Annotated in this window: 11 protein-coding genes; 4 read left to right on the top strand and 7 right to left on the bottom strand. The window is 35.7% G+C overall.

Features of this window, described 5'->3' with window-relative positions; genetic code table 11:
• Positions 1-29: 29 nt before the first annotated feature.
• The 7 genes from NU09_RS16895 to NU09_RS16865 form a co-directional block, all read right to left on the bottom strand.
• Entirely contained in the window at positions 30-1,571 is a 1,542-nt protein-coding gene (locus NU09_RS16895; protein ID WP_129752491.1) for a helix-turn-helix domain-containing protein, read from the bottom strand.
• A 117-nt stretch (positions 1,572-1,688) separates the two neighbouring features.
• Positions 1,689-2,273, bottom strand: a complete 585-nt coding sequence (locus NU09_RS16890; RefSeq protein ID WP_129752490.1) for a chemotaxis protein CheB — start codon at positions 2,271-2,273, stop codon at positions 1,689-1,691.
• Positions 2,255-3,064 (bottom strand): CheR family methyltransferase, encoded by an 810-nt coding sequence (locus NU09_RS16885; RefSeq protein ID WP_129752489.1) that lies wholly within the window; start codon positions 3,062-3,064, stop codon positions 2,255-2,257. Before NU09_RS16885 ends, NU09_RS16890 begins: the two co-directional genes overlap by 19 nt.
• A gap of 6 nt (positions 3,065-3,070) precedes the next feature.
• A complete protein-coding gene (locus tag NU09_RS16880; RefSeq protein WP_129752488.1) occupies positions 3,071-3,433 on the bottom strand; it encodes a response regulator in 363 nt (120 codons plus the stop codon).
• Positions 3,434-3,445: 12 nt separating this feature from the next.
• Entirely contained in the window at positions 3,446-7,024 is a 3,579-nt protein-coding gene (locus NU09_RS16875) for a response regulator (protein WP_129752487.1), read from the bottom strand.
• Positions 7,025-7,033: 9 nt separating this feature from the next.
• A complete protein-coding gene (locus NU09_RS16870; RefSeq protein WP_129752486.1) occupies positions 7,034-8,242 on the bottom strand; it encodes a response regulator in 1,209 nt (402 codons plus the stop codon).
• Positions 8,243-8,257: 15 nt separating this feature from the next.
• Positions 8,258-8,668 carry a response regulator gene (locus NU09_RS16865; RefSeq protein WP_129752485.1) on the bottom strand — a complete coding sequence of 137 codons (411 nt, stop codon included), beginning with the start codon at positions 8,666-8,668 and terminating at the stop codon, positions 8,258-8,260.
• Positions 8,669-8,916: 248 nt separating this feature from the next.
• Between NU09_RS16865 and NU09_RS16860 the strand changes: the two genes are divergently transcribed.
• Genes NU09_RS16860 through NU09_RS16845 form a run of 4 tightly spaced genes read left to right on the top strand, consistent with a single transcriptional unit; the run spans position 8,917 to position 14,668 of the window.
• Complete coding sequence (locus NU09_RS16860) at positions 8,917-12,534, top strand: PAS domain-containing hybrid sensor histidine kinase/response regulator (RefSeq protein ID WP_129752484.1); 3,618 nt, start codon at positions 8,917-8,919, stop codon at positions 12,532-12,534.
• 42 nt (positions 12,535-12,576) lie between these two features.
• The gene (locus tag NU09_RS16855) at positions 12,577-13,287 is read left to right on the top strand and encodes an Hpt domain-containing protein (protein ID WP_129752483.1); all 711 of its coding nucleotides are present in this window, start codon (positions 12,577-12,579) and stop codon (positions 13,285-13,287) included.
• Between the two features lie 4 nt (positions 13,288-13,291).
• Entirely contained in the window at positions 13,292-13,654 is a 363-nt protein-coding gene (locus NU09_RS16850) for a response regulator transcription factor (protein WP_129752482.1), read from the top strand.
• 9 nt (positions 13,655-13,663) lie between these two features.
• Positions 13,664-14,668, top strand: coding sequence for a HEAT repeat domain-containing protein (locus NU09_RS16845; RefSeq protein ID WP_129752481.1), 1,005 nt, complete (start codon positions 13,664-13,666; stop codon positions 14,666-14,668).
• Positions 14,669-14,670 lie beyond the last annotated feature (2 nt).

Below are 14,670 nucleotides of genomic sequence, written 5' to 3'. Positions count from 1 at the left end.
AATATAAATTCAGTAAAAAGATAGTGTTTTTAAACTACTTCCCTTTCTTTTTCGGTTTTCTTTTTCAGAAAGCTTATAAATTGTTTAGGAGTAAGATTAGTGACCGATTTAAAGACTACGGTAAAAACACTATGAGACGCAAACCCGCAGTTTTCAGCAAGGTAGCTCACCTTATAATTTAGAAATTTAGAATCAGTTTGCATCATGTCAATTATATAGTCAATCCTTAAATCGTTAATGTAAGCATTAAAGTTTTTCCCTTTATGTTTATTAATTATTTCAGAAAGATATTTTGAATTGGTCTTCATTTTTTTAGATAAAAACTGAACCGACATATTAGGATTGGTAAACTCCTTACCGTTTTCAAACTCTTTTAGCCTGTCTAGAATTGCCTGTTCAGTTTTTTCAGGAATAGTAAGAACCTTAACTTCTTTTTTAGCCTCTTCCCTATCCTTCTCTATTTTGATAAGAAGTCTTTCAAACTTTTTATACTCCTTGTCCAGCTTTTTATTATAGAAAAAGTATATACCAAAAGCTACAATAAAAACGAAAATAATAACAACCAGTAAGTAAGTATACCTTGTTTGGTTCTTTTTTAAAATTACATTATGTTCCTTTTCAATTTGGGCAATAAGTGTATTTCTTGCCTCTCTTTCTAAAGTAGATAAGGTATCAAAATTGGCTTTATATAGCTTGTAATTTTCCTTGTACTTACTATCATCTCCCTGCTTAAGGTAAATTTGGGATAGACTGTAATAAGTATCAGCTTTAACCTCGGTTTCAATTACCTTACACGACAGAGCCTTCTCAAATGCTGTTTTAGCATCTTCTAACTTACTACCTTTTAGCGCTATTTCACCTATTCCATTGTAAGCAGAGGCTGCTATAGATGAAAATTCCAGTCCGCCTGTCTTTAAAATATCAATTGTACGCTGGTAGTGCTGTTTGGCTCCTATATAATCTGAAGTATTAAAATAAGCTTTACCCAAAGCACACTGCATTTTAGCACATGCCCCGTAAAACTTGTTTTTATAAGGTTGAATTATAGTATATGAAGAAGATAGTACTCTTATCGCTTCAGAAAACTTTTTATCAGAAACTAAAACCTCTCCCTTTTCATACAACACCTTCGCCTTGGCTAAAGCCTTCTTATCTGCCTGCGAAATAAGATTGGAGTATTCTTCTGCCTGTTCGATATAAGTATCTGATTTATCGGTAAGTCCAAAAAAACTGCATTTAGATGAAATAGATGTTAACACAAAGGTTTTAAGAAAATTATTATTGCTTTTATCTAACAATCTATATGCCTCAAAAAGGCTTTCTACAGATTGCTTATAATCATCCTTTAAAAAGCTAATTTCTGAAATAAGATAAAGTCCCTGAACTTTTTCATCGTTATCATTAGCATTATCCAGCAGGTAGTGTGCAATTTTAAATCCTTTATCAGGGTCTTTATAACAATTGCTAAGGTTTTCAAGGAAAATAGCCTCTTTGTCGGCTACAGACTGGGCCGAAACAAATCCTGAAAAACATAACAGAAAAAGAAGTGCTATTTTTACTTTGAATACCATATCTGCATTAAAATTGCTACACAAAGATACTCTTTTATAAAAATGTTAAATTACTTTTTTCATAAAAGGGTCTACTCAATATCTACACAATTTATACAGAATCAGGCAAATAATGGATTACAAATTTATATTTGTAACAAATTTTAATATCTCGTTTATATCTAACACATAATCGGGCTGCATATTGGCTATGGCATTAACGGGCATAAAAGGAACCTCTGCACTCGCAGGCTTTTGTACTACAGTAATTCCTCCTGATTTTTTTACTATCTCAAGCCCTTTAGTACCATCGGCATTAGCACCGGAAAGTAATATAGCAACAAGAGTTCTTTCATAAATTTCTGCTGCCGATTCAAAAGCGACATCTATACTAGGGCGGCTGTAATTAACTTTTTCCGAAGTATCCAGAGAAAGAGTATGGTCTTTTTCAAATAGGAGATGATAATCAGATGGGGCTATATAAATATTTCCGGGTTCTAGCGGTGTTTTATCATCTACATCCTGTACAGGAACTTTAGTTTTCAGCCTTATAAGGTTTTCCAGAAGATTGTCTTCTCCACTCTTTCTGTGAAGCACAATAACCAGTGCAAACGAGTTTAATGTATTCAGGTTGGGGAGCAATTGCAAAAGTACTTCGAGGCTACCGGCAGACCCTCCTATTATTACCACTTGGCATTTTACGTTTATTTTACCTTCTTCCATATTTTTTCCCTGTTAAGTTGCTGAAACCGATCCTGAACGGTTGAAAACTTAATAGTTTCTTTTGTACCCAGTGCCAAATAACCTAAAAAAGCCAAACTGTTATCAAACAACTGGAGTGCCCTGTCCTGCAGGTTCTTATCAAAATAGATAAGTACATTACGGCACATTATTAAATCAAATTCATTAAAAGAGCCGTCTGAAACCAGATTGTGCTGTGAAAATACCATTTTCCCGGTAAACTCGTCACTAAACTTGGCCAGTCCGTAATTGGCTGTATAATAATCGGAAAAATCGTTTTTACCTCCCGATATCATATAATTTTCAGAATACTGCTTCATCATCCGCAAAGGAAATACCCCTTTTTTAGCAGTATCCAATACTATTGCATTTATATCTGTTGCATATAAAAGTGACTTGTGTAACAGGTTGGCTTCTTTTAATAATATCGCCATAGAATACACCTCTTCCCCTGTAGAACATCCGGCATGCCATATTCTTATAAAGGGTTTTGTTGCAAGCACCGGAAGTATCTCTTCCCTTACCACTTTATAGAATAGCGGGTCCCTGAACATTTCGGTTACATTAACCGTCACCTCTTCGACAAGGTGCTTAACATAACCCGGTTCACTTCTTACTTTAGAAAGCAAATCAGAAAAATAGGTAAATCCGTCTATCTGGTACAGCCTGTCCACACGTCTTTTTAAAGATGCTCTGGAATAGCCACTAAAATCGTAACCATAATATTCAAACACTTCATTTATCAAAACCTCAAGTTCACGGTCACTAATCATACAGTTTTAAATTGTGTTTAATAAAAGTAATAATTTATCTACATCTATAGGTTTAGAAACATAACCGTCTGCCCCGGCCTCAAAACATTTTTCCCTGTCACCGGCCATAGCCTGGGCCGTAACCGATATTACAGGCAAATCTGCCCTGTGAGGTATCTCCTTTATTAACGGAATGGCCTCATAACCATCCATATCGGGCATCATCATATCAATAAGCACCACATCTACAGGCTCCTCGCCTTTTAAAATAGTTAAAGCCTCTTCTGCACCGCTGCACGACAGGCAGGCAAAGGATTTGGCTTTTAAAGTGGCAGTAAGCGCAAAAATATTCCTTGCGTCGTCGTCTATTATAAGTACTCTCTTACTCATTCTATATTCTTATCAGGCTTTATCGTATAACCAAACTCTTAATAATGACAAAAGCTGATCTACATCTACCGGTTTGGTAATATAGTCGGACGCTCCTGCATTAATACATTTTTCCCTATCACCTGTCATCGCTTTAGCGGTTACAGCTATAACAGGCAGATTTTTGAGTTTCTTATCTTGTCTTATTCTGGTTGCCGTTTCATAGCCATCCATATTAGGCATCATCATGTCCAGTAACACTATGTCTATTTCAGGATTTTCTTCCAGTACTTTAAGCGCTTCCTTACCGTCTATTGCAGTAAGTACATTCATTTTAAGTACCTCAAGAGCCTTGGTTAATGAGTAAATGTTACGTACATCATCATCAACCACAAGTACCGTTTTACCGCTAAGGATATTATTTAAGGTATTAAAGTTCTTGTTCTTTTTACCTCCTTCTTTCTTGTTTTGTTCTACCAGGTGCAGGAACAATGATACCTCATCGAGCATACGCTGATATGAATGAGCTGTTTTCACGACAATAGAATCGGCATACTTTTTAATTTTAAGCTCTTCTTTCATAGAAAGGCTCTTACCGGTAAATACTATAACCGGTATATTATCGGCTCCTGATTTGTTCTTTACATTTTCAAGTATCTCATATGCCTGTTTGTCCGGAACACCCATATCCAGTATTACACAGTCTATATTAGTACCCTGTAGCGTAGTAATACCATCGCTTACATCACTCTTTATCTCCGATTTTATATCATTGGTTTCAAGGAAATAAGCCAATGCCTGAGCATGCTTGGCGTTATCTTCTATGATAATTACTTTTTGAGAATCCTTGTTTACAATGTGTTCAATCTTTTTAAACACATCAGGAATCTGTTCAAAAGCAACAGGCTTATCTAAAAAGTTTACAGCTCCTTTTAGAAGGCTTTCCTGTCGCACTTTATGTGAAGACATTATATGCACCGGAATATGCTTTGTAAGAACATTACCTTTTAGCTCATCCATAACTTCCCAACCGCTTTTTATAGGTAACTGAATATCCAGTAATATTCCTATAGGCCTGTATTTTAAAGCAAGATTAAATGCTTCATCTCCCCTAACCGATATAACCCCTTTATAGCCTCGCTGGTGGGTAAACTCCAGTAACGATTTGGCAAAATTAACATCGTCTTCAACTATAAGCATTACCTTATCCCCTTCTGCAATTATCCCTCTGTCGTCTGGTACGTCATCAGGTATTACCAGACTTACATATCTGTTTTCTTCTTTTACCACTAAAGGTTTTTCCTCTTCCTGCTTTTGCAGTTCAACGGCCATGGTTACCTGTGGTTTGGTTACTACCAGCCTGCCTGTAGCTGCTCCTAACACAGGAAGTATTAAGGTAAATTCACTTCCTTTGTTAACCTCGCTGGTAAGAGTAATTTCACCTCCTAATAATTTTGCCAGCTCCCTGCTTATTGAAAGTCCTAAACCGGTACCTCCATACTTACGCTTTGTAGAGCCGTCTGCCTGCTGGAAGGCCTCAAAAATAAGCGGTTGCTTTTCACGCGGTATACCTATACCGGTATCTTTTACCGTAAAGTTTACCAGCTTGTCATTGTCTTTTACCTTTTTGATTTCTAATGTTACCGAACCCTCACTTGTAAACTTAATAGCGTTTGAGATAAGGTTCTTTAATATCTGCTCCAGTCTCATTCTGTCTGTTTTAATAACAAGCGGAGCATCAGTAGTATCAATTTTAAACTCAATATGCTTTTCTTTAGCTACTTCGGTAAACAGATTCTTTAAATTTTCTGTTATTTCTCTGGTTGAAATATCAAGAAACTCAACCTCCATTTTACCTGCCTCAATTTTAGAAAGATCAAGAATCTCATCTATAAGCCCTAACAATCCGTTACCGGAACTTTGTATAACCTTGGCAAATTCTATTTGCTCATCGGTCATGTTCTTATCGTTGTTTTCAGATAAAAGTCTACTTAATAATAATATAGAGTTTAGAGGAGTTCTAAGCTCATGCGACATATTAGCCAGGAATTCGGATTTATAACGTGTACTCAGCTCAAGGTCTTCTGATTTTTTCTGGATTTCCATGTTTCTCTCCTCCAGTAGTACACTACGCTCGGCAAGCTCTTCATTGGTTTGCTGGAGCTCTTCCTGCTGAACCCTTAATTCTTCTTCTGAAGCCTGTAGTTTAGAAGTTTGTGCCTCCAGTTCTGCATTAATATTTTCAAGCTCGCTGTGCTGAATAATAAGCTCTTCAGACTGTGCCTGTGTTTCTTCAAGCAGTTCCTGAACCCTTTGCCTGTTTTGCGACGCTTTTATTGCAATACCTATATTATTAGCTACCGCCTTTAAAAACTGTATTTCCCTTTTTGTAAATGTGTTTACTGTAGCAAGTTCTGCCACACCTATTACTTTATCATCGGTTAAAGGTAAGGCTACAACATGCTTTGGTTTTACCTCGCCTAAAGCATAAGAAATAGTAATATCATCATCAGACAGAGAAGTTAATTCCAGTAATTTACCCGAAGTAACTGCCTGACCTGTTACACCCTGACCTGTTTTTAATCTTTCACGTTTATTTTCTCCGGCATAACTATAGCCTGCTATAAAGTAAAGTTCCTCTCCTTCTGCCAGATATAAAACACCGGCACTGCTTCTTGTAAATATTGCCAGGTACTCAATGATATCCCTTGTAAGCTCTTCTGTTGTTTTTTCGCCTATCATTACCTGATTAAGCTCGGCAACACCTGCCTGTAGCCATTCATTGTCAGATAAAGACCTGAACGACTTATCCAGGGAAGAAGCCATGTTATTTAATGAAACTGCTACAGTACCTAAAGCATCTTTCTGGCTATCGTCTACCCTAACTTCATAATTACCTTCGGATATTTGGGAAGCTATACCGCTAATCATCTCTATTCTTTTTGCCATCTCCACATCCTTTTCCTGAAGCTGCTTGTGCAGTTTGGCTCTCTCATTATAATCTTTAAGTATTCTCATAAAGAAAGAAATACTTATAAGTAGCGATAAAACTGCTGCGGCAACAATAAGTATTGAGCTGGCAGTACCATATCTTTCAGAATTACTGTTACGCTGTTTTAAAAGTTCCTGCTCCTGGCTCTCCATGCGTTTTAAGATAACGCGCATACGATCCATCATTTTTTTCCCCGTGTCTAAATCAGTAGACATTGTAGTTTCTCCACGGGTTTTATCTGTAATGAGATTTTGAAGGTAATCAAAAAATTCACCTCTTAGCGGTTTAAGTTCTGCCAGACTTTGTTGTTGTAAAGCATTATCGGAAGTAAGCCTTGCTATTTCCTCAAAAATCTCATTTGTTCTTGTTTCAGAATTATCGTACTGCTCCAAAAAGCTTTGCTTTCCCGAGACAAGAAACCCCCTTACGCTGGTTTGCGCATCTATAATTACAGAGGCTCCCTCATTAATATTATAAATTACTTCCTGAGTATGATTTACAGCACTGTTGCTTTTTAACAGGCTGGTTATACTAAAGAATGAGGCAGCAGAGCTGATTATTAAAATAACCAGAGAGATACTGAAGAAAACAAAGAGGTTTCGTTTAAAGTTGGTTTCCATATAATGTGTTTACTTTACCGGTAATATTATTATAAAGCTTGCCCCTTCTCCGGGTTGGCTTTTTGCTGTTATAAGTCCGTTATGTTTTTCTATTATCTTTTTGGCAATGGCAAGCCCTATACCTGTACCCTCATACTCCCTGCGATCGTTAAGACTCTGGAAAATGATAAATATCTTATCCAGATATCTTTCGTCAAAACCAATACCGTTATCGGTAACTGTTATTCGACAAAATAATCCGTTATCATCAGCAGGCGCATCAAAGTTCTTTTCAGTAATAAGTTCAGAACTTATTTGTATAATCGGACTTATGTCCTTTTTTGAAAACTTAAGTGAATTACTTATAAGATTTTGGAATATCTGCCTTAACTGGCTTGGCACTCCCTTAATTTTAGGTAAGTCCTTTTTAATTATTATGGCGTTTTTTTCTTCTATAAGATAATCCAAATCACTTATCACCTCATCAACAATTGCATTGATATCGGCCTTTTCAGGAGCCACATCAGATGACAACCTTGAATAATCCAGTAAATCGGTAATAAGTTTAGACATTCTTTGTGCTGCCCTCACTGTTCTGTCCACATAATCTGTTGCTTTGGGATTGTCAGTAAGATAGCGTTCCTTGATCATTTTTACAAAAAGCTCAATTTTGCGTATAGGCTCTTTAAGGTCATGAGAAACCACCCATGCAAACTGTTGCAGCTCATGATTGCGAAACTCAAGCTCTTCATTTTTTTCGATAAGTTCTTTGGTTCTTTCGGCTACTTTAGCCTCAAGGTTCTCTTCGGCAGCTTTTCGTATTTCCACCTCTTTAGAGAGTATGTCCCTTATGTTTTTAAGTTCGGTTTTCTGTTCAGAAAGTTTCAAAAAGGTCTTTACCTTAAGTATAAGTAAATCAGGATCTACAGGTTTAGTAATATAATCTACACCACCCGTTTCATAACCTTTTGAAATAAACCTTTTTTGCCTGTTTACTGCCGAAAGGAATATAACCGGAATATCTTTTGTACGATTGCTTCCGGCAAGTATTTCTGCTACTTCAAAACCATCCATACCCGGCATTTGTACATCAAGAACAATCAGTGAGTAATTTTGCTTTAATATTTTTTTTAAGGCTTCTTCGCCCGATTGTGCAGTATCAACCTGAAGGCCGTGTACTTCAAGTGTCTTTTTTAAAGCAACAAGATTTTCGCTAATATCGTCTACAATTAATATCATAATTTAAAATAGCCCTTACAGTTGAAAAGCTGTTTTGAGAACATTTTTTAATTTATCACATAATTGCCAAAAATCACTGGGTTTTTCTATAAACAATTTTGCCCCGTGGTTAAGACACTCTCTTTGATAATCATCAGATGCTGCCGTAGAGTACATAACAACGGGCACATCTTTAAAACGTATGTTTTCTTTTAAATGTTTAAGACAGTCAAACCCGTTCATGCGCGGCATATTAACATCTAAAAAAATCAAATCGGGAAGAGAAACCTTTCCCGACATAAGTTTTTCAAGTGCATCCGCCCCATTCGAAGCTTCAGTAAACTCAACAGAGTTATCAGCTTCAGCTAATGCCTCTTTAAAAAGAAAACGATCGTCCTGATCGTCATCAACTAATAGTAAAGTGCTTATTTTTTGGTCACAAAACAAATTTAAGAAAACATAAACACAACTCCTTGTTTATTAATATGGTTTTTACAGCTTTTACCTTACAAAAACACCACTTTATAACATTTTACGTAAAATTTCTAAAACCAGTCTACTTTTATTGAATCAAAATCAACCTTGAAGTTTCATTGTGCGTATACTCTAAAACACAATAAACTTGATAGTAATGCTTGATATTTAAAAAGAAAATTTTACATTTATTAAATAATATCCCCGCTAAAAAACAAAATATGCCGCAATCCTCTTCTACTCTGCAACAAGAGTTTAATGATTTACTTATTAAAGCCCCTACTGTATTTTCATGGTTAACTGAGGGGTCCCTTGACGGAATTTGGTATTGTGACCTTGAACTACCCGGAAAATTTTGGGCTAACAATGCTTTCTGGAAAATTTTAGGCATTACACCTCCTGAAGATCAAAACATATTTGACAGATGGAGTATGACTATAAATACTTTTGATAAAAACAAAACAATACACCTTATAAAACAATGTCGTGAAAACCCTAAAAAAGAGTTTAACGACACCTTTACCTATATTGATGACGAAGGCAATGAAGTAATATTACATTCTGAAGGAAAAGTAGTGTTTGATGATAAAAATAACCCGACAAGGCTTATTATTAAACATTTTAAAGAGCGGAATATAAAGCAGGAGAAACTTTTAAGTAAGGTTAAAAAGCTTAAAAAACTAAGGGGTATTTTACATGAAACCAACAAGGTTGCCAAAGTGGGTGGCTGGGAAGTTGATTTGGTTAACCAAAAAATAACCTGGACTAAAGTTACCAAACAGATACATGAGGTAGACTCTGATTATAAACCGGAACTGGAAACAGCCATTAACTTTTTTGAAGAAGGCTGGAGCAGAGATACAATTACCGAAGCTTTTGCCAAAGCTGTGGAAACAGGTAAGCAATATGATGTTGAACTTAGACTGATCACAGCTAAAGGAAATACTCTATGGGTAAGAACAATAGGCAAACCTGTTTTTGAAAATGGTAATTGTGTGAGAATATATGGAGCTATACAGGACATTAGTGCCCGTAAGGAACAGGAAGCCATATACGAAGAAACCCGGGAGAAATTTGAAAAGATTTTTAATCACTCCTCTATAGGTATAGTGCTTTTAGACTTTGATAACAAACCTATAATTGCCAATCCGGCAAGTATGAAAATCTTTGGTTTTGATAAAAATGACTTAGAAAAAATTGCACAAAAGAATATTACTCTAAAAGACATAATATATCCTGAAGACTTTGAAGAAGCAACTGAACTAAGAAAAAAACTTCTGAACGGCGAAATCAACAGCTATACAATACGCAGTCGTTTTTACAAACAAAACGGCGAGCTTATATGGTGTAAGCTAAATTCTTCATTGATAAAAGGCACTGAGAATTCTCAAAACATGATAATCAGTCACATTGAAGATATTACCGAACAAAAACATCTTGAAGAGACCGCCTTTGAAAACTCCATAAGGTTTAGAAGTGCTTTTGAACACTCCCCTAACGGAATGGCAATGGTAGGCCTTGACGGAACATGGCTAATGGTTAACAAAAGCCTGTGTAACATTTTAGGGTACACTAAAGACGAGTTTGTAAAACTTACTTTCCAGCAAATAACTTATAAAACCGATCTTGATGCCGACCTGCGACTGCTACATGAAACCCTTGAAGGAAAAAGGGATACCTACAGTATGGAAAAAAGGTATCTACATAAAGACGGTAGCATAGTATATGGCCTTCTTAATGTGTCGCTAATAAGAGATGAAGAAAACACCCCTCTTTACTTTATATCACAAATTAATGATATAACTAAAAGAGTAAAAGCTAAACAGGAACTTGAAGCTAGCCTTAAAGAGCTTCAGGACCTAATGAATGCCACTACACAGGTTGCTATTATTGAGGCTGATACCACAGGTATTGTAAAGAAATATAATAAGGGAGCCGAAACGCTTTTAGGATATACTGCAGAGGAAGTAATTGGTAAACATAAAGTAGGAATTTTCCACGATCAGGAAGAAGTAGCAAAACGCTCTAAATTACTTGCTAAAAAATATGGAAAAGAATTACACGGTATAGAACTCTTTACTTATAATGCAACAAGAGGTGAATATGATTCTGAAGAATGGGTATTTGTAAAAAAAGACGGGTCTAAGTTTGACGTTCAGCTGGTAATTACTGCCATCAGGGATAAAAACGATGTAATAACAGGCTATGTAGGTATAGCGACTGATATTACTCAGTTAAAGGAAATGGAAAAATCGCTTGTGAGTGAAAAGCACAAAGCGGAATATGCCAATAAATCGAAATCGGAATTCTTAGCAAATATGAGCCACGAGATCAGGACACCTTTAAATGGTGTTATAGGTTTCACCGATCTGCTTATGAAAACCGAACTCAACGAAACACAAAGCAAATACATGCAGATGGTCAACACCTCTGCGCATTCATTGCTCGATCTGATAAATGATATTCTTGACTTCTCTAAAATTGAAGCCGGGAAACTGGAACTTAGTGAAGATAAAACAGATCTTATAGAGCTTTGTTCTCAAACGGTAGATATTATTAAGCACGATGCCCACGAAAAAGGACTGGAGCTACTTTTAGATATTTCGCCAAAAGTGAAACGCTTTATATATGCCGACTCAATAAGACTAAGACAAATATTGGTTAACCTGTTAGGCAATGCTATTAAGTTTACCGAAAAAGGCGAAGTGGAACTTAAGGTAAGGAACACACCTTATGGAAACAACGAAAATGAAATGTTGTTTGAATTCTCAATAAGGGATACAGGTATAGGTATAGCCCCACATAACCTTCAAAAAATATTTAATGCCTTTGATCAGGAAGATGCCTCTACCACAAGAAAGTACGGAGGTACAGGCCTTGGTATTACCATAAGCAACCGCTTATTGGAACTTATGGACAGTAAACTTGAAGTTGTAAGCGAGCTTAATAACGGAAGTACCTTCTCGTTTAAAGTACGATTTAAAACAGAGTTTGATGACAGTTATCCTGAAAAGCAAACCGAAAACGTAAATAATGTGCTTATTGTAGACGATAATGAAAACAACCTTACTATTTTAAAGGACATGCTTGCCTTTGGCAAAGTAAATTCTGTAAGCGCACAAAACGGTATTCAGGCTCTTGAAATACTGGAAAACAAAAACGATTTTGACCTTGCCATTATCGACTTTAACATGCCTTATCTAAATGGTTTAGAATTAATAAGCCATATCAGAAAAAAACTGAAAATAGACAAGGAGGCACTACCTATAATATTACTTCACAGTTCGGTAGTAGACAGTAAGATACTTCAGCTTTGTAAAGAGCTTGACGTTAAGTTTGAAGTTACCAAACCTATACGAATAGATCAACTTTTTGACCTGATAAGTAATATTAAAATCGATAGCAATGGTGTTAAGGAGGTTGTAGACGATAGCTTTACCAAAAACGAACAGGGTGCTTATAACATACTTATTGCCGAGGATAACCCGGTTAACCAGTTCCTTGCAAAAACCATTATACAAAAAGTACTTCCTCAGGCAAACATTACGATTGCTGAAGACGGTGAAAAAGCCGTAAAAATGTATCAAAGTATGCCGCTCGACCTTATATTTATGGATATACAAATGCCTGTAATGAGTGGTTTTGATGCTACTAAAGAAATAAGGCAGCTTGAAGATCCGGGCTTTAGAATACCTATTATTGCATTAACAGCAAGGGCACTTAAAGGAGAAAGAGAACGTTGCCTTGATGCCGGTATGGACGATTATATTACAAAACCCATAATTTTTGAAACTATTAAAGAAACCATAAAATTACATTTACCAGTAACCCTTAAATAACATTTTATTATAATTTTAAACTTTAAAAATATCCCCACCCACATGCAGTTAAATATTTTACTTGTTGAAAATAATACTGAAAAAGATGTAGTGACACAGCTGCTCCCTAAAGAATGGCAAATTACCTGTTGTGAAAATAGCTATGATGCTATACAAAAGGTAAAAAAAGAGAACGACTTTCATCTTGTAATACTTGATGAAAACTCATCTCCGTTAAATGCTTACCAAACGTTTGATTATCTTAACAAAGAAATAAAAGCCGATGTACCTGTATTGGTTTTGGGCGAAGAAGGTGAAAGCACTATAGTTGAACACTATAAAGACAAGCTTGCGTTCATAAAAAAGCCCATAGGTATAGATGACCTTTCTATTATAATAGAATTATTAGAAAAAAATCACTGCGAGAAAGAAGCTGTAGAAAAAGCATACTCCCTGGATTATCTAAATGAAATTTCAGACAGTAACCAGGAATTCATTATGGAAACCCTCTCTATTTTCACTTCTTCGGTAAGCGATAAGCTTGAACAGCTTAAGGAAGCACTTATCAATAAAGATTATCAAAGTGTTGCCGAAATTGCCCACAACATTAAGCCCTCATTTGAAATGCTTGAAAACAAAACATCGGTAGAGATATGTAATTTACTTAACAACAGGGCTCCCGAAGAAGATGTCCCTTTCTTAGCCGATAATTTGATAATAGAGTTTGCTAAAATGAAAGCTCAGTTAGAAAACGATTTCCCACAATTAAAATAAACCCATGAAAAAAAGAATCTTAGTGATAGAAGACAACCCCATGGTCGTAAAATCATTAGAATTTAAACTTAATAAAGACGGCTATGAGGTAACCGTGGCCCCTGACGGACGAGTGGCTACCGAGATTTTAAAAAACAACAATTTTGATCTTGTTATTACAGACCTGATGCTGCCTTTTGTTACCGGCTCCCAGCTTATTGAGTTAATAAAAAAGGAAACACCCGAAACACCTATAATTGTACTTTCTACTGCAACACAGGAAGATATAATAATGGATGCCTTTACTATGGGAGTAGATGATTTTATTACCAAGCCTTTTAGTCCAAACGAACTATCATTAAGAGTAAAAAGAAGTCTTAGCAAATAAGTTAAGGTATTGGAACAGATATACGAAAATATATACTATAATGACTGGGAGTGGATAGTAAAGCTAAACATTCTGGTAAGCTTTGTATTAATTTTACTTAGCTTGATCTTAATCCTGTTTATACTTTACTTAAGGCTGTTTAAAAACAGTCGTAACCTAAAAAAAGCGGAACATTACAGCCGCTTAAGCGATTTTATTAACAACTATCTCTTTGATCCGGATTTTGACGAGACTGAAACCGAAAATTTTAAAAACAATTTTCTTAAAACCAACCTTCAAAAAAAGATAACGACAAAAGAGATACTTATATACAATCAAAACTTTAAGGGAGAAGCAAATGATTCTATAAAAAAACTTTTTTTTAGCCTTGATCTTGATAATATTGTATTTAAAGACTTAAAAAGCTTAAAGTGGCACCGAAGGACCCGCGGTCTCTACACAGTTTCCAGCATGGGAATAAAAATACAGGAATCGTTAGCAGTTAAACTCTTAAACGACAAAAGAAGTGAGGTAAGATTACAGGCACTTTTATACTTTATTAAGCTATCTCAAAAGTATCCTCTTAACTTTTTATACCGCTTAGAAGAACCATTAACCATATGGCAACAGGTATATCTGGAAGATGCTCTGAAAAAATACGAGGAGCAGGTCCCTGATTTCTCAAAATGGCTTACTCACAAACAGCAAAGTGTTGTTATTTTTTGCATCAAGCAAATTGCAGTATTTAACCAATATGAAAATATAGACCAGGTAATGCCTTTTCTTGAAAGCCCTGAAGAAGAACTTAAAAGAGCAGCTATAAGGTGTATGCGCAAAATAGGACATGAAGAAGCCATAGATGTGCTACTCACCAACTTTGCTACAGAAAGCACTGAAATTAAAAAAGAGATTTTAAAACTTATAACCCAAATAGGAGATTTCAATCAATTACAAACTTTATCCGGATTGCTTACCGGCAACGATGAAGAAATGAAAATAGAATATTTAAAAGCTGAAGAGCATTTTTTAAAATAAGA

The organism is Flavobacterium beibuense (genome assembly GCF_004151245.1).
GTDB classification, from domain to species: Bacteria; Bacteroidota; Bacteroidia; order Flavobacteriales; family Flavobacteriaceae; genus Flavobacterium; species Flavobacterium beibuense_A.
The sequence above is the reverse complement of the archived record's forward strand: the minus strand, read 5'-3'. Positions and strand labels throughout refer to the sequence as shown.